The 21,697-nt window shown below is 71.6% G+C and carries 20 protein-coding genes; 2 read left to right on the top strand and 18 right to left on the bottom strand.

Annotated elements, in window-relative coordinates; all coding sequences use genetic code 11:
• Positions 1–87: 87 nt before the first annotated feature.
• The 14 genes from ACFVW8_RS18075 to ACFVW8_RS18010 form a co-directional block, all read right to left on the bottom strand.
• Positions 88–765 carry a response regulator gene (locus ACFVW8_RS18075; protein WP_389691018.1) on the bottom strand — a complete coding sequence of 226 codons (678 nt, stop codon included), beginning with the start codon at positions 763–765 and terminating at the stop codon, positions 88–90.
• Positions 762–2,012, bottom strand: a complete 1,251-nt coding sequence (locus tag ACFVW8_RS18070) for a sensor histidine kinase (RefSeq protein ID WP_389691034.1) — start codon at positions 2,010–2,012, stop codon at positions 762–764. The genes ACFVW8_RS18075 and ACFVW8_RS18070 overlap by 4 nt, the downstream gene beginning before the upstream one ends.
• A gap of 159 nt (positions 2,013–2,171) precedes the next feature.
• Positions 2,172–3,047: an alpha/beta hydrolase family protein gene (locus ACFVW8_RS18065; protein ID WP_389691016.1), complete on the bottom strand. Its 876-nt coding sequence runs from the start codon at positions 3,045–3,047 to the stop codon at positions 2,172–2,174.
• Positions 3,048–3,218: 171 nt separating this feature from the next.
• Positions 3,219–4,415, bottom strand: a complete 1,197-nt coding sequence (gene kynU / locus ACFVW8_RS18060; protein ID WP_389691014.1) for a kynureninase — start codon at positions 4,413–4,415, stop codon at positions 3,219–3,221.
• A complete protein-coding gene (locus tag ACFVW8_RS18055) occupies positions 4,408–5,256 on the bottom strand; it encodes a tryptophan 2,3-dioxygenase family protein (protein ID WP_389691012.1) in 849 nt (282 codons plus the stop codon). Before ACFVW8_RS18055 ends, kynU begins: the two co-directional genes overlap by 8 nt.
• Before the next feature lie 161 nt (positions 5,257–5,417).
• Positions 5,418–5,831: a DUF3151 domain-containing protein gene (locus ACFVW8_RS18050; protein WP_389691010.1), complete on the bottom strand. Its 414-nt coding sequence runs from the start codon at positions 5,829–5,831 to the stop codon at positions 5,418–5,420.
• A 66-nt stretch (positions 5,832–5,897) separates the two neighbouring features.
• Positions 5,898–7,421, bottom strand: coding sequence for an MFS transporter (locus tag ACFVW8_RS18045; RefSeq protein ID WP_389691008.1), 1,524 nt, complete (start codon positions 7,419–7,421; stop codon positions 5,898–5,900).
• Between the two features lie 159 nt (positions 7,422–7,580).
• Positions 7,581–8,750: a MalY/PatB family protein gene (locus ACFVW8_RS18040; RefSeq protein WP_389691006.1), complete on the bottom strand. Its 1,170-nt coding sequence runs from the start codon at positions 8,748–8,750 to the stop codon at positions 7,581–7,583.
• A gap of 96 nt (positions 8,751–8,846) precedes the next feature.
• On the bottom strand, positions 8,847–9,878 hold the full coding sequence (gene fbaA, locus ACFVW8_RS18035; RefSeq protein ID WP_389691004.1) for a class II fructose-bisphosphate aldolase: 1,032 nt from the start codon (positions 9,876–9,878) through the stop codon (positions 8,847–8,849).
• A 201-nt stretch (positions 9,879–10,079) separates the two neighbouring features.
• Positions 10,080–10,619: an orotate phosphoribosyltransferase gene (pyrE, locus tag ACFVW8_RS18030; RefSeq protein ID WP_389691003.1), complete on the bottom strand. Its 540-nt coding sequence runs from the start codon at positions 10,617–10,619 to the stop codon at positions 10,080–10,082.
• Between the two features lie 102 nt (positions 10,620–10,721).
• Positions 10,722–11,516, bottom strand: coding sequence for an aldose 1-epimerase (locus ACFVW8_RS18025; protein WP_389691001.1), 795 nt, complete (start codon positions 11,514–11,516; stop codon positions 10,722–10,724).
• A gap of 21 nt (positions 11,517–11,537) precedes the next feature.
• On the bottom strand, positions 11,538–12,581 hold the full coding sequence (locus tag ACFVW8_RS18020) for an SRPBCC domain-containing protein (protein ID WP_389690999.1): 1,044 nt from the start codon (positions 12,579–12,581) through the stop codon (positions 11,538–11,540).
• Positions 12,582–12,692: 111 nt separating this feature from the next.
• Positions 12,693–14,309 carry a polyamine aminopropyltransferase gene (locus ACFVW8_RS18015; RefSeq protein ID WP_389690997.1) on the bottom strand — a complete coding sequence of 539 codons (1,617 nt, stop codon included), beginning with the start codon at positions 14,307–14,309 and terminating at the stop codon, positions 12,693–12,695.
• A gap of 84 nt (positions 14,310–14,393) precedes the next feature.
• Positions 14,394–14,915 carry a DUF2617 family protein gene (locus ACFVW8_RS18010; protein ID WP_389690995.1) on the bottom strand — a complete coding sequence of 174 codons (522 nt, stop codon included), beginning with the start codon at positions 14,913–14,915 and terminating at the stop codon, positions 14,394–14,396.
• 786 nt (positions 14,916–15,701) lie between these two features.
• Between ACFVW8_RS18010 and ACFVW8_RS18005 the strand changes: the two genes are divergently transcribed.
• Positions 15,702–16,880 carry a pyridoxal phosphate-dependent aminotransferase gene (locus ACFVW8_RS18005; protein ID WP_389690993.1) on the top strand — a complete coding sequence of 393 codons (1,179 nt, stop codon included), beginning with the start codon at positions 15,702–15,704 and terminating at the stop codon, positions 16,878–16,880.
• A gap of 93 nt (positions 16,881–16,973) precedes the next feature.
• Here the strand turns inward: ACFVW8_RS18005 and ACFVW8_RS18000 are convergent, their stop codons facing one another.
• Complete coding sequence (locus ACFVW8_RS18000; protein ID WP_389690991.1) at positions 16,974–17,534, bottom strand: YbjN domain-containing protein; 561 nt, start codon at positions 17,532–17,534, stop codon at positions 16,974–16,976.
• A 138-nt stretch (positions 17,535–17,672) separates the two neighbouring features.
• On the bottom strand, positions 17,673–20,267 hold the full coding sequence (gene clpB, locus ACFVW8_RS17995; protein ID WP_389690989.1) for an ATP-dependent chaperone ClpB: 2,595 nt from the start codon (positions 20,265–20,267) through the stop codon (positions 17,673–17,675).
• Positions 20,268–20,462: 195 nt separating this feature from the next.
• Between clpB and ACFVW8_RS17990 the strand changes: the two genes are divergently transcribed.
• Positions 20,463–20,867 (top strand): pyridoxamine 5'-phosphate oxidase family protein, encoded by a 405-nt coding sequence (locus tag ACFVW8_RS17990; RefSeq protein ID WP_389690987.1) that lies wholly within the window; start codon positions 20,463–20,465, stop codon positions 20,865–20,867.
• 120 nt (positions 20,868–20,987) lie between these two features.
• Here ACFVW8_RS17990 and ACFVW8_RS17985 read toward each other — a convergent pair whose 3' ends face one another.
• Together ACFVW8_RS17985 and ACFVW8_RS17980 are read right to left on the bottom strand one after the other, a co-directional pair.
• Positions 20,988–21,308, bottom strand: coding sequence for a (2Fe-2S)-binding protein (locus tag ACFVW8_RS17985; protein ID WP_389690985.1), 321 nt, complete (start codon positions 21,306–21,308; stop codon positions 20,988–20,990).
• 1 nt (position 21,309) lies between these two features.
• On the bottom strand, positions 21,310–21,558 hold the full coding sequence (locus tag ACFVW8_RS17980; RefSeq protein WP_389690983.1) for a 5'-nucleotidase: 249 nt from the start codon (positions 21,556–21,558) through the stop codon (positions 21,310–21,312).
• Between the last annotated feature and the right edge of the window lie 139 nt (positions 21,559–21,697).

Here is a 21,697-nt window from a genome sequence, read left to right as displayed (position 1 = left end):
AACCGCCCGCCCGCGCCCGGACCAGCCCTCCCGGGGCCTGCCCGGCAAGCGGCGTGCTGCTGCCCGGCAACGGCGTGCTCCGCGTCCTCAGGACGGCGTGACCAGTCTGGCCTCGTAGGCGAAGACCGCCGCCTGGGTGCGGTCGCGCAGGCCCAGCTTGACCAGGATGCGGCTCACATGGGTCTTGATGGTCGACTCGGCGACCACCAGATGCGAGGCGATCTCCGCGTTCGACAGGCCCTGGGCGATCAGGACGAGCACCTCCGTCTCGCGCTCGGTGAGTTCGCCGATCCGGGCGAGGGCGGGCGGGCGCGGGGCCGCCGCGAGCTTGGAGAACTCGTTGATCAGCCGCTTGGTGACGGTGGGGGCCAGCAGCGCCTCACCGGAGGCCACCACCCGTACCCCGTCCGCGAGTTGGCGGGCCGAGGCGTCCTTGAGGAGGAAGCCGGAGGCACCGGCCCGCAGCGCCTGGTAGACGTACTCGTCGAGGTCGAAGGTGGTCAGCACCAGCACCTTGGCGTCTGCGTCGGCGGCGACGATCTCGCGGGTCGCCTCGATGCCGTTGAGCTCCGGCATCCGGATGTCCATCAGCACCACGTCGGGGCGGAGCGCCGCGACCTGGGAGACGGCCTGGCGGCCGTCGACCGCCTCGCCGATGACCTCGATGCCCGGCATCGCGTTGAGCAGCACCGAGAAACCCTCGCGGACCATCATCTGGTCGTCGACGATCAGCACCCGGATCGGTGTACCTGCGGCGTTCGTCATGCCTGCTCCACGTGGGCGTCGGACGGGGCCGGCTGGACGGGGATGAAGGCCGTGACCTCGTAGCCGCCCTCTGTGGTCGGCTCGGCGGTCATCTCGCCGTTCAGCATCGCCACCCGTTCCCGCATCCCGGTGATCCCGTGCCCGGCGCCCGGTGATGGCTTCACCGGACCGGTCGGCGGGCCGTTGACGACCCGCAGTCCCAGTCCGCCCAGCACATAGCCGATCTCCACCTTGGCGCTCGCTCCGGGAGCGTGCCGCAGGCTGTTGCTGAGGGCTTCCTGAACGATCCGGTACGCCGACAGCTCGACACCCTGCGGCAGTTCGCGCACCGCGCCGGTCACCGTCTTCTCCGCCGGCAGCCCCGCCTCGGCGACATTGGCGAGGAGCCCGTCGAGCTCGGCCAGGGTGGGCTGCGGCGCGTCCGGTGCCTCGTAGTCCTCGGCCCGTACGACACCGAGGACCCGGCGCAGCTCGGTGAGTGCGGCCACGGCGTTCTCCCGGATGGTGAGGAAGGCCTGCTCCAGCTCGGGCGGCGGGTTCTCCACCCGGTACGGGGCGGCCTCGGCCTGGATCGCGACGACCGACATGTGGTGGGCGACCACGTCGTGCAGCTCGCGGGCGATGGTGGTGCGCTCCTCCAGCAGCGTGCGCCGGTCGCGCTCGACGGCGGTCACGGTGCGCTGCACGGTGACCTCGCGCTCGGCCTCCCGGCGGATCTGGACCAGGCTCACGACGAGCAGCACGAAGGCCGACGCCACCGCCATGCCCTGGGTGGTCGACGGGCTGCTCCGGCCGGCGACGCCTTCCAGGAGCGTGCCGAGCACCACGGTCAGGACCCACATCCAGGCGGCGGTGCGCGGCCTGTTGCGGGCCGCGACCACGGCCATCACCACGAGGTGCGCGATGAGGGTGCTCGGTCCCCAGGGCCAGTCGTCGTCGCCGGTGACGACGGACACCGGGGCCAGCGCCATCGATATCCAGAACGCCCCGACCGGCCTGACCAGCGTCATCGCCACACAGCCGGCGGGCAGCAGCCCTGAGAGCAGCACCGCGGCGTTGCCGGTCCTGCTGAACCCGACCATGAAGGTGATCAGGGCCGCCGCCAGCACCAGCGCGTGCGGCGTCCACGCGGCACGCTCCCGGAGCCGCGCCGGCAGCCGCCGGGTCAGCGCCCCGTCGGTCCGCATGGGCGGCAGCGGGCGGTAGGCGAACACGTTGTGCAGCAGGTCCTGCCGCAGGCCGTCCATCGCCCCTGCGGCCGCCCGGAGCTCAGGGCTTCTGGTCTTGGTCTCGGTCACGTCTCCACGGTAGGCGGCGCGGCGAACGGGGTCGTCAGCAGTGATACGGATCCTGAGCCGTCCGTCGCAAGTACTACGGGGGTCCGCCCGCCCCCGTACCGCGGGGTTTCACCAGGCGAGCTGGGCGATCTCCTCGGCCACCACGGCACACGCGTCGGCCGCCGGGTCGATCAGCGGGAAGTGCCCGACACCGGGCAGCAGGGTCAGCATCACGGTCTCGCCCTCCTTGGCCGCCGCGTCGACGAACGCCTCCACGACCGCCTGCGGGACCGTGAGGTCCGTGGTGCCCTGCACCACGGCGGTCGCGATGCCGGTGGGCAGCAGCAGCGCCGGGTCGGCGTGCGCGCTCCGCTCCGCGTAGTCCTCCTCGCGCCCCAGGAACTGCCCGATCGCCCCGGAGCACACCTCCAGCTCGATCGCCGAGGCGAAGTCCGCGATGGGTGCGAGGGCCACCACGCCGCGCAGCGCGGGCGGGCGCGGCAGCCGCCACGGAGAACCCTCCGGCAGCACGTGCCGGGCGGCCGCCCACAGGGCCAGCTGCCCGCCCGCGGAGTGCCCGGTGACGACGATCCGCCGGACGTCCGCCGCGGGCAGCTCCCGCGCCAGCAGCTCGGGCAGCGCGTCCATCGCCGCCGCGACATCGTCGAAGGTCTCCGGCCAGCGGCCCGCCACGGGGCCCGAACCGCGCTGCTGCGGGAGCTCGCTGCCGCGCCGGTACTCGACGCTGGCGACGGCGAAGCCGCGTCGGGCCAGGAAGCCGGCGAACGGGGACATGTGGAGCCGGTCGTACGGCGCCCGCCACGCCCCGCCGTGCAGGACGACCACGACCGGGGCACCGGTGCGCCCGTCGTACGGGGCGTAGAAGTCGATCGTCTGGTCCGGGTGACCGCCGTAGGCGGCGGAGGCATCGGGGGCGAGGACCGGATGGGAGAACGCGGACTCGGTCTCGGCTGCGTCCCGATCGCGCGCGGCGGAATCCGACATGCTGCTCCAACCGTCCCTGACATCTGCCCAACTGGCCTGACCTGCACGGACGGTACCAGTACAGCAGGCTTGCGTGCCCGTCGGGAATCCCTGCGGGTGGATGTGTGCGGATACGGCACGCGGGGCCGTCCGGCGACCGGGGCGAGCCGGTCGCCGGACTGACCCGGCAGCCTACGCCGCCGGGGCGGCCAACACGTCCGCGAGCACCCGCGCCGCACGTTCCGCGTCGGCGAACCCCACGTACAGCGGTGTGAATCCGAACCGCAGTACGTCCGGGCGGCGCAGGTCCCCGACGACCCCGCGCGCGATGAGCGCGCTCATCGCCGGTCCGGCGTCCGCGCAGCGCAGCGCGACCTGACTGCCGCGCTCCCCGTGGGCGGCCGGGGTGACCGGGACGACGCGTCCTTCGGGGACGTACGCCCCGACGCACTCCAGGAAGAAGTCCGTCAGCGCCAGGGACTTGGCCCGCACCGCCTCGATCCCGACGCCGTCCCAGACGTCGAGGGACGCCTCCAGCGCCAGCATCGACAGGATGTCGGGGGTGCCGACCCGGCCCCGTACGGCACCCTCGGCGGGCGCGTACCCGGGGGTCATCGCGAACGGGTCGGCGTGCGACGTCCACCCCGGCAGGGGCGAGTCGAAGACCGCCTGGTGCCGCTCGGCGACGTACAGGTAGGCAGGCGAACCGGGGCCGCCGTTGAGGTACTTGTACGTACAGCCGACGGCCAGGTCCACCCCGTGCGCGTCCAGGCCCACCGGCAGCGCGCCGGCGCTGTGGCACAGGTCCCAGACGGCGATCGCGCCCGCCGCGTGCACGGTGGCGGTGAGACCGGGCAGGTCCTGGAGCCTGCCGGTGCGGTAGTCGACGTGGTTGAGCAGGACGGCAGCGGTACGCGGGCCGAGGGCGCCCGGCACGTCGGCGGGGGCCACCGGGACGATCCGGTGGCCGGTCATCCGGGCCGCCGACCCGGCGATGTAGCCGTCGGTGGGGAACGTGTCCGCGTCGACCAGGATCTCGTCGCGGCCCTCCGGCGCCAGCCGGGTCGCGGCGACGACGGCCTTGAAGACGTTGACGCTGGTGGAGTCGCCGACGACGATCTGCCCGGCGGCGGCCCCGACGATCGGTGCGATGCGGTCGCCGATCCGCTCCGGCGCGGTCCACCAGCCGCTCTCGTCCCAGGACCGGATGCGCAGCTCGCCCCATTCGCGGGTGAGGACCTCCTGCAGCCTGGCCGGCACATGGCGAGGCAGTGCGCCCAGCGAGTTGCCGTCCAGGTAGACGGTGTCGTCGAGCGTGAACAGCTCGCGCAGCGGGGCCAGTTCGTCGGCGGTGTCGAGCGCCTGTGCGCGCTCCTGGAGATCAGACATGGCTGCGGGCCGTCCAGAGCTCGGGGAAGACGTTCTTCGTGGCGCGCTTCTCCAGCCAGGCGACGCCGGCCGAACCCCCGGTCCCGGTCTTGGAGCCCATGGCCCGCCGGGTGGCGACGAGGTGGTCGTTGCGCCATCGCCACACCAGCTCCCCGACGTCGGTGAGCGCCTCGCCGAGCCGGACCAGCTCGTCGTGCTGGTCCGCGTTGGCGTAGATCTCCGCCCAGACGGCCTCGACCTCGGGCGACGGCTCGTACTTCTGCGTGAGGTCGCGGCCGAGCACGGCCTGGGGGATCGCGTGGCCGCGCCGGGCGAGCAGGGCGAGCGCCTCGTCGTACAGACCCGGCTCACCGAGCGCCTTCTCCAGCTCGGCGTGGACCCGGGGCGCGCCCCGGTGCGGCACGAGCATGGAGGCGGATTTGTCGCCGAGCAGGAACTCCATCCGCCGGTACATCGCCGACTGGAAACCGGAGCCCTCGCCGAGCGCGGACCGGTAGGAGTTGAACTGTGCGGGGGTGAGCTGGGCGAGCGGTGTCCAGGACGCATTCAGCGCCTCCAGCTCCCGCACCGACCGCTTCAGCGCGTCGCGCGCGACCGGCAGCCGGTCCTCGCGCAGGGCGTGCGCGGCGGTCTCCCACTCATGGACGATGACGGTGAACCACAGCTCCATGACCTGGGTCGTGACCAGGAAGACCATCTCGCCGGGGTCGTCCGAGCGAAGGTGCTGGAGGTGGGTCAGGACATCCGCCTGGACATAGTCCTCGTACGGAGTCGTTCCCGCGAAGTCGAGGTGCGGGGTCTGCGCACCGGTGGCTTCGGGGTCGGGGTGAATCGTCGACATTGCTGTCTCCTCGACACGAGCTTCCGGGTAGCGGTCCGCCCCTTCCGTGAGGTGGTGGAGCTCCGGTCCCCTGCTCGCATCCTAAACGTGCCCCCGGGGGACGCGCAGGCCCCGCGGACGGTGAGCGTCCGCGGGGCCGGTGGGACAGGTGCTGCGACGAATTAGCCGAGCGTCTCGGCGGCGGTCGGCGAGGAGTCGCGCAGGAACGCCGAGCAGCGCTCGTACTCCTCCTGCTCACCGATCGACCGCGCGGCGCGCGCCAGGGCGTGCAGGGCGCGCAGGAAGCCGCGGTTCGGCTCGTGCTCGAACGGGACGGGGCCGTGGCCCTTCCAGCCGGCCCGGCGAAGCGCGTCCAGGCCGCGGTGGTAGCCGGTGCGGGCGTAGGCGTACGACTCGATGACCCGGCCGCCCTCGAACGCCTCGTCGGCGAGCTGCGCCCAGGCCAGGGAGGAGGTCGGGTACTTCGCTGCGACATCGGCGGGCGCGGTGTCCGCCGCGAGCAGTTCACGCGGTCCCGGGTCGTCGGGCAGGTGGGTCGGGGCGGGGCCCCCGAGCAGGTTCTCGTGGATCGACATGGGTCCAAGTGTGCCTGGCACCGGCACCTCCGGGGCACCAGGTGCGCACAATGCCCGCCCGGACACTCATGGCTCGTCCGCCTGCCGTGCCGCCTCCGGGGCGGGCTCCAGCGGCGGGGCGGTGACACCGCAGTGCATCGTGCACTCGGGCCGGGCGGTGTCCCGCACGGCCGACGGGGGTGTGCGGACGGTCGACCAGGCGATCAGGGCGCCCAGCACCAGCACCCCGGCGCACATCGGCATGGCGCGCCGGAACGTCACGGCGAACTCCCCGGCGTCCCGGTAGGCCTCCGGCCCCATCCCGGCGAGCAGCGGCAGGGCGGCCACCGCGATCAGCCCGGCGGCGCGGGCCGCGGCGTTGTTGATCCCGCTGGCCAGACCGGCCCGGCCGGTGTCCACCGAGGCCAGCACCGTCGCGGTGAGCGGGGCCACCAGGGTGACAAGACCGACGCCGAGCACGGCCACGGCGGGCAGCACCTCGGTCAGATACCCGGTGACGGAGTTCGACCCCGGCCCCACCCGCAGCATCAGCAGCATGCCCGTGGCGGCGATCAGCGGGCCCGCGGTGAGCGGGATCCTGGGTCCGAGGCGCTGGCCCAGCTCACCCGATCTGGCCGAGAACAGCAGCATCAGGACGGTCGTCGGCAGCAGTGCGGTACCCGCGCCGAGAGCGGAGTACCCCGCCACGACCTGGAGCTGGATCGCGGAGAGGAAGAAGTAGCCGCCGAGCGCCGCGTACACACAGAGGGTGACGAGGTTGACGGTGGTGAACTGCCGGGAGGCGAACACCGACGGCGGCAGCATGGGGTGCGCCTTGTGCCGCTCGACCTGGACGAACGCGACGCCGAGCAGCACCCCGCCCACCGCGGCCCCGATCACGGCCGGGGATGCGCCGAGACCCGGGGCCTCGATCAGCGCGTACGTCACCAGCGCGAGAGCGAGCGCGCCGAGCGCTGCCCCGAGGACGTCGAAGCGCCCGCGCGCGTACGGGTCGCGGGACTCCGGTACGTGGCGCAGGGCGACGGGTACGCAGACGGCGGCGAGCGGCAGGTTGAGCAGGAACACCCACCGCCAGCCGGGCCCGTCGACGAGCCACCCGCCCACGAACGGCCCGACCGCGGCCCCGACCCCGCCGAACCCGGACCACAGCCCGACCGCGCGGGCCCGGTCGTCCGGATGGAAACTCGCCTGGATCAGGGCCAGCGACCCGGGGGTGAGGAGCGCCCCGCCGACGCCCTGCAGGGCCCGGGCCGCGATGAGCACGACGGCGTTGGGCGCGATGCCGCAGAGCATCGAGGCGAGGGCGAACCACACGACCCCGACGACGAAGACCCGCCGCCGCCCGTACCGGTCCCCGAGCGCTCCACCGAGCAGGATCAGCCCGGCGAGGGTCAGCATGTAGGCGTTGACGGTCCACTGGAGTGCGGCCAGATCGGTGCCGAGATCGTCGCCGATGCGGGGCAGGGCGACATTGATGACGGTGGAGTCGAGCATCGCCATGCTCGACCCGAGCACGGTCGTGAGAACCACCCAGCGCCCGGTGGCGGAAGAGACCCGGATCCCGGGCCCGTCCGTCTCACTCATCTCCATGCCCTCAGCATCGCTCAGCCGGGCAATTCAAGCCCCTCCAGCGAGGAGTCCGGCCCAGCCGGGCAGGTCAAGCCTCTCCGGCGATTGAGGAGCGGGGGCCCGGGGGCAGCGCCCCCGAAACGGCCCGCACCACCCGCGCCCGCACCAAACTCCCCGCAGCTACGCGCCGGCGCCCCGTACCGCCTCCACACCCCGGATCAACGCCGCCACCCCCGCCTCCACCTTGCTCCGCGCACACCCCACATTCAGCCGCACAAAGCCCTCCGCCCCGTACACACTCCCCGGCATCACCGCGACCCGCTCCCGCTCGATCAGCACCCGCTGGAGCGCCTCGTCGTCCTCGACGCCCGCCCGCCGCAGATCGATCCAGGCCAGGTACCCCGCCTGCGGCGGCTCCCACCCCAACTCCGGGAACGCCGCGTTCAGACGTTCCGCGACGAACTCGAGATTCCCGGTGACATACGCCCGCACCGCGTCCAGCCACTCCGCACCCTCCCGGTACGCGGCGATGTGCGCGGTCAGCGAGAGCACCGCCGGGGAGGCGAGCCCCTCCGCGGTCTCCATCCGGCGCAGGTACTCCGTACGGTCGTCCGTCCGCCCGATGAGCCCGTACGAACCCGTCAGCGCCGGGAAGTTGAACGACTTCGACGCCGAAGTGATGACCGCCCACCTCCCGTCGCCCGCCACCCGCGTCCACGGCACGTGCGGGCGCCCGCCGTGCACGAAGTCCGCGTGGATCTCGTCGCTGATCACCGCGACCCCGTGCCGCGCGGCGAGCGAGGCCATCTCCGCGAGCTCCGCCTCCGTCCACACCCGCCCCGTGGGGTTGTGCGGCGAGCACACCAGCAGGACCTTGCTGTCCGCGCGTGCGAGCTCCCGCTCCAGCGCGGCCGGGTCCCCGAGCGGCACCCCGCGCAGCTCCCGCCCGAGCCCGGTGATCGCCTTGCGGAAGCCGTCGTAGGTGGGGGCGTGGACGACGACACCGTCCCCGTCGGATGTCCACATCTGCAGCAGCTGCGACAACTGGCTGAGCACGGACGGCCCGTACACCAGCCGGCCGGTGTCGATCGTGGTGCCGTAACGGGTCTCGTACCAGTGCGCGATCGCCGAAGTGAAGTCCTCGTGCCGCCAGTCGGTGTAGCCGAACACGCCGTGGTCGAGACGGGCCCGCAGGGCGGCCAGCACCTCGGGGGCCGTCGCGAAGTCCATGTCCGAGATGGTGAACGGCAGCAGCCCGTCCACCCCGAAGCGGTCCGCGACGCCGTCCCACTGGACACACCAGGTGCCGCGACGGTCGATGACGGTGTCGAAGTCGTAGGACGTGCTCACAGCTGTTCCCTCAGATCGTCGTTCCTGCCGGGTGCGGACATGCCGTGGGCCCGGCATCCCAAGGGATACCGGGCCCAGGCAGACATCCGTACGGGACTACTTCAGCTTGGTACCGGTGGACCGCAGGTTGGCGCAGGCCTCCGTGACGCGCTTGGCCATACCCGCCTCGGCGGCCTTGCCCCAGGTGCGCGGGTCATAGACCTTCTTGTTGCCGACCTCGCCGTCCACCTTCAGCACACCGTCGTAGTTGCGGAACATGTGGTCCGCGACCGGCCGGGTGAAGGCGTACTGGGTGTCGGTGTCGAGGTTCATCTTCACGACGCCGTTCTCCAGCGCGGTAGCGATCTCCTCGGCGGTGGAGCCGGAGCCGCCGTGGAAGACGAAGTCGAACGGCTGGCTGCCGGCCGGCTTGCCGTACTTGGCGGCGACGCCCACCTGGAGGTCCTTCAGGAGCTCGGGGCGGAGCACGACGTTGCCCGGCTTGTAGACGCCGTGCACGTTGCCGAAGGACGCGGCCAGCAGGTAGCGGCCCTTCTCGCCCAGGCCGAGGGCCTCGGCGGTACGCAGCGCGTCGTCGACGGTCGTGTACAGCTCGTCGTTGATCTCGTGCGTGACGCCGTCCTCCTCACCGCCGGTCGGGGTGATCTCGACCTCAAGAATGATCTTGGCGGCGGCGGCCTTGGCCAGCAGCTCCTGGCCGATGGAGAGGTTGTCGGCCAGCGTCTCGGCCGAACCGTCCCACATGTGGGACTGGAACAGCGGGTTCAGACCCTTGGCGACGCGCTCCGCGGAGACCTCGATCAGCGGACGGACGTACGTGTCCAGCTTGTCCTTGGGGCAGTGGTCGGTGTGCAGCGCGACCGTGATGTCGTACTTGGCGGCGACGATGTGCGCGAACTCGGCCAGGGCGACAGCGCCCGTGACCATGTCCTTGTTGTACTGGCCGCCCAGGAACTCCGCCCCACCGGTGGACATCTGGATGATGCCGTCGCTCTCGGCCTCCGCGAAACCGCGCAGCGCAGCGTGCAGGGTCTGGGTCGAGGTCACGTTGATGGCCGGGTAGGCGAACTTGCCTGCCTTCGCCCGGTCGAGCATCTCGGCGTAGACCTCGGGGGTTGCGATGGGCATCTGTCCGCTCCTTGGGATGTGCGGGTGTGCGTTGCTGGTTCCCTGACCTGGGGGCGACGTCATCGTCGCCCCCATCTTCCCAGACTCTGACCTCGGCTCCACCCGGTGTATCCCCCCAGTCTTCGGGGCCCCCGGTTGCGGACATACGACGAGGGTGGGCGGTTTCACGTGAAACCGCCCACCCTCGAAGGAAACCGCAGGTCAGGACAGGCCGAGGTCCGGGACCGAGTACACGTGCACATACGGGAGACCGGCCTCGGCGATGGCCGGAGCCGCGCCCCGCTCCACGATCACGGCGACGGCGACGACCTCGCCACCCGCCTCGCGCACCGCCTCGACGGCGGTCAGCGGCGAGCCACCGGTCGTCGAGGTGTCCTCGACGACCAGACAGCGGCGGCCCTTGACCTCGGTGCCCTCGATCCGGCGCTGCATCCCGTGGGCCTTCTGCGCCTTGCGGACGACGAACGCGTCCAGCTCCTGGCCACGGGCGGCGGACGCGTGCAGCATCGAGGTGGCGACCGGGTCGGCACCCAGCGTCAGCCCGCCCACGCAGTCGTAGTCCAGCTCCGCGGTCGCGTCGAGCATGACCTGGCCGACCATCGGAGCAGCCTTGCCGTCCAGCGTGATGCGACGCAGGTCGATGTACCAGTCGGCCTCCAGACCCGAGGAGAGCGTCACCTTGCCGTGAACAACGGCCTTGTCCTTGATCTGCTGCAGCAGCTCAGCGCGTACGTCTGTCATGGCTACGAGGATAAGGCGCCCGGCAGCGGCCCGTGCCCGGCGCCCGCACCGGCCGCCGGGCCGGATCAGGGACCGCATCAAGGTCCGGATCAAGGACCGGCCTCAGAGCGTGCGCCAGCTCCAGGTCGTGGCGATCTCCAGCGGCTCGATCGGGGTGACGTAGCGGGGTGCGGTGTTCAGCCCGTTCGGCGGGCCCGACTGCGGCTCCACACAGACCGCCTCGGCCTGCTCGTCGTAGACCACGACCCATTCGGCCCGGCTCTTCACCTTCAGCTCCAGCTGCTCCGGCCAGGTGAGGGTCACATCGACGCCGTCGGGCATCCCGAAGGCGTCGTCCCACGGACCCTCCAGCGGCGGGATCCGGCGGCCGGTCGGCAGGTGGTTCTCGCCGCGCTCCTCCTGCCAGGCCGCGTCGAAGTCGATCCGGACGTCCTCGCCACCGAGGTTGCGCCGGAACCAGGGGTGCCAGCCGGCCTGGGCCGGAAAGGAGTCGCCGTACGTCTCGATGCCGAACGCCAACGTGAGGGAGTCCTCGGCCAGTTCGAAGGTCTGCGTCACCCGGCCCGGGTACGGCCAGGGGTCGGCCAGGTCGTAGTAGAACGAGGCCTCCGTCCCACTCTCGCGCGCGGTCTGCCAGGCCGTGTCACGGCCCGTGCCGTGAATGGCGTGCGGCGGGGCGGTCAGCGGCATCCGGTGCAGGACATCGCCGTTGCGGAACTGCCCGTTCTCCGTACGCCCGCACCACGGCACCATCGGGAAGCAGCCGTACCGCTCCCCCTGCCGCAGCAGTTCGGTACCACCGATCCGGAGGCTGCTGATACGACAGCCGTTGGCGGGGCTCACGGTCAACTCTGTGTCGCCGGCGGACAGCCGGACGCTCTTCTCGCTGCTGCTCACACGACGACACTACTGGCGCGGCTACCGCCGGCGGCGCAGCGCCCGGCCCACCACCACGGCGGAGGCGATGGCGAGGGCGGCCGCCGGGGCCACCCAGCGGAGCGTGGCGCCCGCACCGGACGAGTCGGGCGACGGCACAGGGGCGTACCGGCCACGCGGCGGGGCGTGGTCGACCTCCTCGGCACTGCGCCCGATCATGGTCCGTCGGGCGTGCGCGGCCTCGGCCGGCGGCCCGTCCGGAACGGTGAACTCGATCCCGGCCACCGGGTCCAGCGACGGCGGCGGCACCGGGGTGTCGAAGACGGACGCCTCGTCCGGCGGCTGCTCCCCGGCCGGCGCCTCGTCGGCGGCGGCGTCATGCGTGGGCGGGGCCTCTTTCGCACCGGTCGTGTCCGCCTCCTCGGCGGCCTCCTCGATAGCCTTCTCCACCGCTGCCCCGACGGACCGCTCCTGGGAGGCGGCGGCGCCGGATCCAGGGTCATCGCCTTCGGTGTCAGCGGCCTCGGCACCAGCAGCGGCTTCGGGAGCGTCGCCCCCGGACCCTTCGTGTCCGGAACCGCCGTCCCCGCCGCCCTCGTGCTCGGCGAGCGCCTCGGTCACCAGCTGTTGTGCGAACCGGTCCAGCAGGCGCCGGGCCGCCGCGAGGGCTGCCGCCGCGTCCAGCTCCAGCAGGCGGCCGTCACCGCTCGCCGTGCCCTCGAACGCGAGCGTCGTACCGCCGTCCCGTTCCGTCAGGCGGATGGTCAGGGCCAGCTTCGCCGAGCCGGTGCCCCGCGCCTCCACACCCTCACCCGTCACGGAGACGCCGGTCGCGGAAACACCGGCAGCCGAAACGCCGGTCGCGGAGTCCCCGCCGGGGCCGCCCGCCGGCTCGGTGAGCCGCAGCGCGCCCCGATAGGTGATGGTGTGGCCGCCGATCCGCACCTTGAGCCGGCCGGCCAGCGGACCAGCGGACGCGTCGGCGTCCTGTTGAAGCCCCGGCACGCAGCGCGCGACCCGGGCAGGATCGGCCAGCGTCCGCCGAAGGACAGGGACCGGAACCGGAACGAACACCTCATGCTCCATGGAAACCGAGCCTACTCAGCCCCGGCCATCTCGTCAGCGCTTCCGCTGCTCCGGAGCCACCCGCCACCGCCCCGCCGCGAACGGCCCCGCGGCTCCCCGCACAGGCCCCGCTCACGACTCGTCCCAGTACCTCGGATGCACCAGCGTCGAGGGCGGCAGGCCCGGAAGCCGGCCCGTCTCGGCCCGCCGGCCCGCCTCCCGGAGCTCCGGCACCGTCAGGGACTTCAGCTCCGGCGCCTCCGGGTCCAGACCGAGCGCCGGGGCCCGGCCGAGCCCGCCCAGTACGAACCCCCAGCCGTGCACCTCGGTGGCCCGGCCCGTCGCCCGGCCCGTCGCCCGGTCACGGTCCGGGCCCGCCGTGGAACGGGCGTACCGTCCGCTGATCCGGTAGGGGCGGGTGTGCAGCCCCGCAGCCCGCATCGACGCCTCGACCGTCCAGTAGGTGTGCGGCCGGCCGAGCGGCGGCCCCCCGTGCACCACCAGCCGGCCGCCCGGCGCGAGGGCCTCGGCGACCAGGCCGTAGAACTCCGCCGAGTAGAGCTTCGTACTGGCCGAGATCCCCGGATCCGGCAGGTCCGAGATCACCGCGTCGAAGGGGCCGTGCGGTGCGCGCAGCCAGCTGAACGCGTCCCCGGCCACGGCCGTCAGCCGCGGGTCCCGGTACGCGTGCCCGTTCAGCGCCGACAGCGCGTGGTCCGTACGGGCCAACCGGGTGACGGCGGGATCCAGCTCCACCACCGTGACGCTCCGCACGCCGGGGTAGCGCAGCACCTCGCGGGCCGCCAGACCGTCGCCGCCGCCCAGGATCAGCACCCGCGCGTGCGGCCCGTTCATCACCGGGTGGACCAGCGCCTCGTGGTACCGGTACTCGTCGCGCGAGCTGACCCGCAGCCGCCCGTCCAGATAGAGGTCCAGCGAGCTGCGGCCGGCACCGGTCAGCACCACCTCCTGGACGTCGGTCTGCATCGCGACCCGCACCCGGTCCCCGTACACCGCACGCCTGGCGGCCCGCTCGAAGTCGTCGGCCAGCACCGCGGCCGTGGCCAGCACGGCGATCACCGTCACATTGACCGCGATCAGCAGCCACCGTGAGCGGCAGCCGAGATCCCGCCGGAACACCCACAGCACCAGCGCCCCGCCCGCCGCCGCGTTGACCGCGCCGGTGAACAGCGCCCCGGTGAGCTGTCCGAGCATCGGCAGCAGCAGGAACGGGAACGCCAGCCCGCCGACGAGCGCCCCCACGTAGTCCGCGGCGAAGAGATCGGCGACGGCCCCGCCCGCGTCCTGCCGGTCGACCCGCTGGATCAGTGTCATCAGCAGCGGGATCTCCGCACCGATCAGGATCCCGATCGCCAGCGAGAACCCCACCAGCGCGTACCGCGACTCCCCGATCCAGGCGAACGTCGCGTAGAGCACCAGCGCGGAGGAGCCGCCGATCAGGGCCAGCAAGGCCTCGATCAGTCCGAAACCGACCGCGGCCCGGCTGCATAAACGTTTCGCGAGAAGTGAGCCGATCCCCATGGCGAAGACCATCACCGAGAGCACGACGGACGCCTGGGTGACGGAGTCACCGATCAGATAGGAGGCGAGCGCGACCAGTTCGAGCTCGTACACCAGACCGCAGGCGGCGCAGACGAAGACCGCGGCCAGCACGAGATACCGGCCGGTCCTCGGCCGTACGGGAAGCCGCGCCGCGCCCCCTCGCAGCGACACCTGCTGGTCGATCATGCCGCGAACGCTACGTCACTGACACCTCGCCGCCTGTCACCCACAAGGGTGTAAGTGACTCATCCGCAACGGAGTTGGCCCCCGTCACAGCACAGCTGCCGGCATCCGCACACCCACGCGGGTGCGCGTCACCACCAGTTGCCCTTCCTGGGGGTACGCGTGCCAGGTGCGCCACCGCACCTGGCCCTCGGTCCGCTGGGCGAGCATGGCGGTGAAGGCGTGCGGGCTGCCCGGGAACGTCCCGGCCAGACCGTGCGGATGGTCGGCGACGAGCGCCAGGAGCTCCTGCGCACGCCCCGCGAACGAGCCCGCACCGAGCTTCTCGACGCGGGCCGCGAACTCGTAGTCCCAGTCGCCGAGCCGCTTGGAGACACCGAGAGGCAGCGGTGTGCTGCTGCCCGGCATACAGGCGACGGTTTCGGAACAGCTGCCGCGGTCCTCCTCCAGGAGCACCTGGTGGGAGGCGCCGAGCAGGCGCAACTGGAGTTGGGCACCGTCGAGATGGAGATCGAGCACGGCGAGCGCCGGGAGCGGTTCGCGCCCCAGCGCCCAGGCCAGATCGGCGGCACGGGTGTCGGAATAGGCCGTATGGAGGGTCGTGAGCATGGGTCGGCTCCGCAAACACGCATGGACACATGGACAGGGGACGCCCCCGACGTGATGCACGTGGGAGGTGGGAAGCGCCCGATCAGGTCCAACTGGGGTCCGAGGGCTGAATGTTCTCTGCAACGAGGGAATCACGAACTAAGCCGCACTCGCAGTGTTTTTACCCAACTTGGAGGGGTTTCCATCCCCTCGGGGGCCTTCCGGTTCACCTGTTCACCGGCGACTCGCCGTGCGGCCCAACAAAAAGGTGTCCGGCGGGAGTTAGGACCGGATCCGAAAACCCCGCCCACCCCGCCGGACACCTCCACCGGCACCGGGCCTTCATGCGCCTGCCCGGTCGCGGACCAGCTGCCCCGTGTCAGCTGCCTCCGCCGCATCCGCCCCCGCCACCGCAGGAGGAACCCCCGCCGCACGAATGGCCACCGCCGCACGAGTGACCACCGGAGTGGCCGCCGGAGTGGCCCCCCGAGTGACCGCTGCCGCACGACGAGCCGCCCCCGTCACCCGCCCACCAGCTGCCGCCCGCCGCACCACCGGCCGCACCACTGCGGCGGCCCCGGCTCTTCCCCCGGCTGCCACTGGCCGCCACCGCGGACACGAACACCCCGATGGCCACGACCACGAGCACCACCACGAGCACTTCCTTCACGGACCTCACGTCCTTCCGTTCCCCCGAAGCGAGTCCCCCGCTCCGCACCGGTTCCTGCGTGCAGGAGGGATGCCCCCGCCCCCGTCAGGTCAAAGCAGACTTGAGCAACTCCAGAGCTTCCGCGCAGGATGGCGGTCATGACACAGGGACGACCACTGCTCAACCGCCGCCTCGCCGAGTTCGGCACGACGATCTTCGCGGAGATGTCCGCGCTGGCCGTCCGCACCGGCGCCATCAACCTCGGCCAGGGCTTCCCCGACACCGACGGACCCGAGGATGTGCGCGAGGCCGCGGTCCGTGCCCTGCGCGCCGGGCACGGCAACCAGTACCCGCCGGGCCCCGGTGTCCCCGAGCTGCGCACCGCGATCACCGACCACCAGCAACGGCGCTACGCCCTGACGTACGACCCGGACACCGAGGTCCTGGTCACCGCGGGCGCCACCGAGGCCATCGCCGCCTCGATGCTGGCCCTCCTGGAGCCCGGTGACGAGGTCATCGCGCTGGAGCCGTACTACGACTCGTACGCCGCCTGCATCGCCATGGCGGGCGCCACCCGCGTCCCCGTCACCCTGCACCCCGAACCCACCACCGGCAGCTACCGGCTGGACCTCGACGAACTGCGCGCGGCCGTCACCCCGCGGACCCGGCTGCTGCTCCTCAACACCCCGCACAACCCCACGGGCACGGTACTGACCCGCGCGGAACTCGCCGCCATCGCCGAGCTGGCCTGCGAGCGCGATCTCCTCGTCGTCACGGACGAGGTCTACGAGCACCTGGTCTTCGAGGGCGAACACCTGCCGCTGGCCGGCTTCCCCGGCATGCGCGAGCGCACCGTCACCATCAGCTCGGCCGGCAAGACGTTCTCCTTCACCGGCTGGAAGGTCGGCTGGATCACCGCGAGCCCCGAGCTGGTGACGGCCGTCCGCTCGGCCAAGCAGTTCCTGACGTACGTCTCCGCAGGGCCGTTCCAGTACGCGGTCGCCGAGGCACTGCGGCTGCCCGACAGCTACTTCGACGCGCTGCGAGCGGATCTGCGGGCCAAGCGGGACCTGCTGAGCGGCGGGCTCACCGAGGCCGGCTTCCAGGTCTACCGCCCGGCCGGCACGTATTTCGTCACCACCGACATCCGGCCACTGGACAGCAGCGGCGACGGCTTCGCCTTCTGCCGGTCGCTGCCGGAGCGGTGCGGGGTCGTGGCCGTCCCGAACGCGGTCTTCTACGACCACCGGGAGCAGGGCGCACCCTTCGTGCGCTTCGCCTTCTGCAAGCGCACCGAGGTACTGGCGGAGGCGGTCTCCCGGCTGAAGGGCCTGTAGGACCGCGGCCGCAGCGCCCACAACAGAGCCCGGCGCGGGGGACGGTCCGATGGGACCGTCCCCCGCGCCGGGCTCGGCAGTGCGTGCTGCGGCTCAGGCGTCCGGAGCGGCCGGCTCCGCGCCGTCCGTCTTCTCCTCGGCCGGGGCCAGGCCGAGGCGCTCCAGCAGCCACTTGTCGAACTCGATCGAGGCCCGCACCCAGCTGACCGTCGAGGAGACGAAGTGCTCCAGGCTGACGCCGGTGCCGATGAGCATCTGCGCCTCACCGATCAGCCGCACCGAGGTGGCGGTGTCCTCGGAGCCCTCCTCGGGCTCGTGCGTGTGCGTGTAGACCTTGGGCCACAGGGTGCGGCGGTTCCAGTCGTCGATCGCGTCGAGGAGGACCGGGCGCTGGTCCGTGTCGTGCGGGCGGTCGTAGAACGTACGGACCGAGAAGACCTGCTGCTCGCCCTCGCCACGGAACATGAAGTACGTGCGGAAGTCTTCCCACGGCGCGGCGAGGTCACCCTCGTCGTCGACGACGTACTTCAGCTCCATCTGCTCCAGAAGCTGCTTGACGAGGTCCTGGTCAGGGACGACGGGGCCCTCCGGTCCTGCCGCCTGCGGTTCGGGCTGGCCCCCGAAGTTAGGAATCGAGGACGGATCGATGCTCACCGTAATTTCCCTTCGTGCGGTTGGCTGCCATCCTCTCCCATGCCGGGCGGGGCATGGCAAGCGGGAACGGCCCCGATCCGCCACAAGCTGATATCCAGCCGGTGCGGACCGGGGCCGTCGTTGCGCCAAGTGCTCCGGTCAGGTCGCCGCGCCGACGATCAGGCCGTCGCCGACCCGGTCCACCCGGACCGTGTCGCCGTCCGTGATCTCGCCCGCGAGGATCTCCTTCGCGAGCCGGTCGCCGATCGCCGTCTGGATGAGGCGGCGCAGCGGCCGGGCACCGTACGCCGGGTCGTTGCCCTCCTCGGCCAGCCAGGCCAGGGCGGCCGGGGTGACGTCGAGGGTGAGCTGCCGGTCGGCGAGCCGCTTGGCCAGCCGGTCGATCTGGAGGCCCGCGATATGGGCGAGCTCGTCGCCGGACAGCGCGGAGAAGACCACCAGGTCGTCCAGCCGGTTGAGGAACTCCGGCTTGAAGGATGCCCGTACGACGTCCATGACCTGGCGCTTCTTCTCCTCGGGCTTGGTCAGGGGATCGACCAGGTACTGGCTGCCGAGGTTGGACGTCAGGATCAGGATCGTGTTGCGGAAATCCACCGTCCGGCCCTGTCCGTCGGTGAGCCGGCCGTCGTCGAGGACCTGGAGCAGGATGTCGAAGACCTCGGGGTGGGCCTTCTCCACCTCGTCCAGCAGGACGACGCTGTACGGGCGGCGGCGGACCGCCTCCGTGAGCTGGCCGCCCTCCTCGTAGCCGACGTACCCGGGCGGGGCGCCGACCAGCCGGGCCACGCTGTGCTTCTCGCCGTACTCGCTCATGTCGATGCGGACCATGGCCCGCTCGTCGTCGAAGAGGAAGTCGGCGAGGGCCTTCGCCAGCTCGGTCTTGCCGACGCCGGTCGGACCGAGGAAGAGGAACGACCCGGTGGGCCGGTCGGGGTCGGCGATTCCGGCCCGGGTGCGGCGCACCGCGTCCGAGACGGCCTGCACGGCCTCGGTCTGGCCGACCAGGCGCCGGCCCAGCTCCTCCTCCATGCGCAGCAGCTTCTGGGTCTCGCCCTCCAGCAGCCGGCCGGCCGGGATGCCGGTCCAGGCGCCGACCACATCGGCGATGTCGTCGGGCCCGACCTCTTCCTTGACCAAGGTCTCCTTCGGCTCCTTCGCGGCTTCCTCCTCGGCCTCTGCGGCCTCGGCCAGCTCCCGCTCCAGGCCGGGGATCTCCCCGTACAGCAGCTTGGAGGCGCTGTCGAAGTCGCCGTCGCGCTGGGCCCGTTCGGCCTGTCCGCGCAGATCGTCGAGGCGCTCCTTCAGCTCACCGACCCGGTTGAGGCCCTGCTTCTCCTTCTCCCAGCGGGCGTTGAGGCCGCGCAGCTCCTCCTCCTTGTCGGCGAGGTCGCGGCGGAGCTTCTCGAGACGCTGCTTGGAGGCGGTGTCCGACTCGTTCTTGAGCGCCAGCTCCTCCATGTGCAACCGGTCGACGGCGCGCTGGAGTTCATCGATCTCGACGGGCGAGGAGTCGATCTCCATGCGCAGCCGGGAGGCGGCCTCGTCGACGAGGTCGATGGCCTTGTCGGGGAGGAAGCGGGAGGTGATGTAGCGGTCCGAGAGGGTCGCGGCGGCGACCAGCGAGGAGTCCGCGATCTGCACCTTGTGGTGGGCCTCGTAGCGGCCCTTGAGTCCGCGCAGGATCGCGATGGTGTCCTCGACGGACGGCTCCGCCACCAGCACCTGCTGGAAGCGGCGCTCCAGGGCCGGGTCCTTCTCGATCCGCTCGCGGTACTCGTCGAGCGTGGTGGCGCCGACCATCCGCAGCTCGCCACGGGCCAGCATGGGCTTGAGCATGTTGCCCGCGTCCATGGCGGAGTCGCCGCCGGCGCCCGCACCTACGACGGTGTGGAGCTCGTCGATGAACGTGATGATCTGGCCGTCGCTCTCCTTGATCTCGGAGAGGACGGTCTTCAGCCGCTCCTCGAACTCACCGCGGTACTTCGCGCCCGCGACCATGGCGCCCAGGTCCAGCGAGACGAGCCGCTTGTTCTTGAGGGACTCCGGGACGTCCCCCTTGACGATGCGCTGGGCGAGGCCCTCGACGACGGCCGTCTTGCCGACGCCGGGCTCACCGATCAGCACGGGATTGTTCTTGGTGCGGCGCGAGAGCACCTGGACGACGCGACGGATCTCCTGGTCGCGGCCGATGACCGGGTCGAGCTTCCCCTCGCGGGCGGCCGCGGTGAAGTCCGTACCGAATTTCTCCAGGGCCTTGTACTGGCCCTCCGGGTCGGGTGTGGTCACCCGGCGCCCTCCCCTGCTCTTCTCGAATGCGTCCAGCAGCCTCTTCGCACTGGCACCCTGCCCGTCGAGGATCTCACCGGCACGGCCTCCCTCGGCCGCTACGCCGATCAGCAGGTGCTCGGTGGAGATGTAGTCGTCGCCGAGCTCCTTCGCCCGCTTCGCCGCGTCGGAGATGACGGCGAGCAGCTCGCGGTTGGGCTGCGGCGGTGCGACGGTCGACCCGGTCACGCTGGGCTGCGCGGCCAGCAGCTGTTCCGTCTCGGTCCTTACGACGATCTGGTCCGCCTCGACGGCGGCCAGCAGATCGACGATGTTCTCGTTGTCCTCGCCCGAGAGCAGCGCGAGCAGCAGATGCCCCGGGGTCAGATCGGGGTGCCCGTCCTTCACGGCCCTGCTGGTGGCCGCGTTGATGGCGTCCCGGCTCCTGTTGGTCAGCTCGGCGTCCACGTGCGCTTTCTCCTCCTTGCGATGACTGGCCCGTACTCACTTCTGACACGATCAACGTGCACAAAGTTGAGTCTATTCCACTCAAGGCAAAAACGGTGCCCGTTCCCGCACCGTTCCGGGCCCATGCTCCGAGTGAACCGGCCCCTCCGGCCGCCCGCCACCGCAGGGCGCCCTCCGCGCTTCTACGCTGGCCCCATGGCAGTCGACGTACGCAGTCCCGGGCCCGAATACCTCGCCTTCTGGCGCGAGCACCACCTGTGCACCCTCACCACGCCCCGCCCCGACGGCACCCCGCACGTGGTCCCGGTGTGCGTGACGTACGACCCCGAGGCCGGCCTCGCCCGCATCATCACCAACAGGAAGAGCCGCAAGGTCGCCAACATCCTGGCCGCGGGCCCGGAGGGCGCCCGCGTCGCGGCCTGCCAGGTGCACGGACGCCGCTGGGCGACCCTGGAGGGCGTCGCCAGGGTGCGTACGGAGCAGGACAGGGTCGACGACGCGGTGCGCCGCCACACGGAGCGCTACGGGCGCACGCCGTCGCCCAATCCGGACCGGGTCGCCATCGAGATCACCCTGGACCGGGCGCTCGGCCGGGGCTGACCGCCGGTCGCCGGCCGGGACGACCGCACACGGACAGCACAACGGCGCCACCGTGTTCAGGTCACGGTGGCGCCGTTGTGTGGGGGAGTGTCTGAGCGACGTGGAACGACGGGGGATCGCTCAGGCACTGCGGGGGGTGGCGGCGATGGCTTCTGGGGCGAACAGCTGATGGTCACGCTGTGCGAGATTCACAAAAATCATGTCGTACCGAACGGCACAGCGGACGGGCTGCGGTGCGCCACGCGGTTTGCGCAGGCAACGGTAGGCGCGAACCTCTCCGTCGTCCTCCCGTGCGACGACGACCGGGTCACCGAACAGAGTGACCATCAACGAATCACCACGGTGGGGGAGTGCCGTGACGAGGTCGATGAAATGCCACCCTGAGCGGTAGGCGGTTGCCATCTCGCGCCGGAAGGTCCGGTCGTCGGGCGGGGTGGTCATGTCACGCGCCCACGACGGTCGTCGGGCCGGAACCCCACGTGATATCGCCGTGCGCGTCCGCCGGTACGGCGTTCCCCCACGTGATGTCGCCCTTGGCGTCCTCCGGTGCGACTTCCCACGTGATGTCACCGGAAGCGATAGCGCTCGCGACGCCACTCGACGCCGTCTCCGGCGCAACGTTGCCCCAGGTAATGTCAGTGGCGCCCAGCACGCTGTAGGCCAAGGCCCCCGCAATCGCAGTGGCAAGCACCGAGCGAAGCATTCGCTTATACATTTCGGCTTCGTCCTCACTTGATGGGTCATCTCCCCCGCACATAAGACGATGTCTCACCCAAGGACACGAACACCACTGGGTCGATGCATCATGTTCCTGCTGGTTCAAGAACATG

It is taken from the genome of Streptomyces sp. NPDC058221, from assembly GCF_042882365.1.
Classification (GTDB): Bacteria; Actinomycetota; Actinomycetes; order Streptomycetales; family Streptomycetaceae; genus Streptomyces.
Note: the sequence above shows the minus strand (reverse complement) of the source record. Positions and strands in the feature narration are given on the sequence as shown.

Coding starts and splice junctions, on each gene's coding strand:
- ACFVW8_RS18075 (WP_389691018.1), bottom strand. CDS start 765: ATGACGAACGCCGCAGGTACACCGATCCGGGTGCTGATCGTCGACGAC.
- ACFVW8_RS18070 (WP_389691034.1), bottom strand. CDS start 2,012: ATGGACGGCCTGCGGCAGGACCTGCTGCACAACGTGTTCGCCTACCGC.
- ACFVW8_RS18065 (WP_389691016.1), bottom strand. CDS start 3,047: ATGTCGGATTCCGCCGCGCGCGATCGGGACGCAGCCGAGACCGAGTCC.
- kynU (WP_389691014.1), bottom strand. CDS start 4,415: ATGTCTGATCTCCAGGAGCGCGCACAGGCGCTCGACACCGCCGACGAA.
- ACFVW8_RS18055 (WP_389691012.1), bottom strand. CDS start 5,256: ATGTCGACGATTCACCCCGACCCCGAAGCCACCGGTGCGCAGACCCCG.
- ACFVW8_RS18050 (WP_389691010.1), bottom strand. CDS start 5,831: ATGTCGATCCACGAGAACCTGCTCGGGGGCCCCGCCCCGACCCACCTG.
- ACFVW8_RS18045 (WP_389691008.1), bottom strand. CDS start 7,421: ATGGAGATGAGTGAGACGGACGGGCCCGGGATCCGGGTCTCTTCCGCC.
- fbaA (WP_389691004.1), bottom strand. CDS start 9,878: ATGCCCATCGCAACCCCCGAGGTCTACGCCGAGATGCTCGACCGGGCG.
- pyrE (WP_389691003.1), bottom strand. CDS start 10,619: ATGACAGACGTACGCGCTGAGCTGCTGCAGCAGATCAAGGACAAGGCC.
- ACFVW8_RS18020 (WP_389690999.1), bottom strand. CDS start 12,581: ATGGAGCATGAGGTGTTCGTTCCGGTTCCGGTCCCTGTCCTTCGGCGG.
- ACFVW8_RS18015 (WP_389690997.1), bottom strand. CDS start 14,309: ATGATCGACCAGCAGGTGTCGCTGCGAGGGGGCGCGGCGCGGCTTCCC.
- ACFVW8_RS18010 (WP_389690995.1), bottom strand. CDS start 14,915: ATGCTCACGACCCTCCATACGGCCTATTCCGACACCCGTGCCGCCGAT.
- ACFVW8_RS18005 (WP_389690993.1), top strand. CDS start 15,702: ATGACACAGGGACGACCACTGCTCAACCGCCGCCTCGCCGAGTTCGGC.
- ACFVW8_RS17990 (WP_389690987.1), top strand. CDS start 20,463: ATGGCAGTCGACGTACGCAGTCCCGGGCCCGAATACCTCGCCTTCTGG.
- ACFVW8_RS17985 (WP_389690985.1), bottom strand. CDS start 21,308: ATGACCACCCCGCCCGACGACCGGACCTTCCGGCGCGAGATGGCAACC.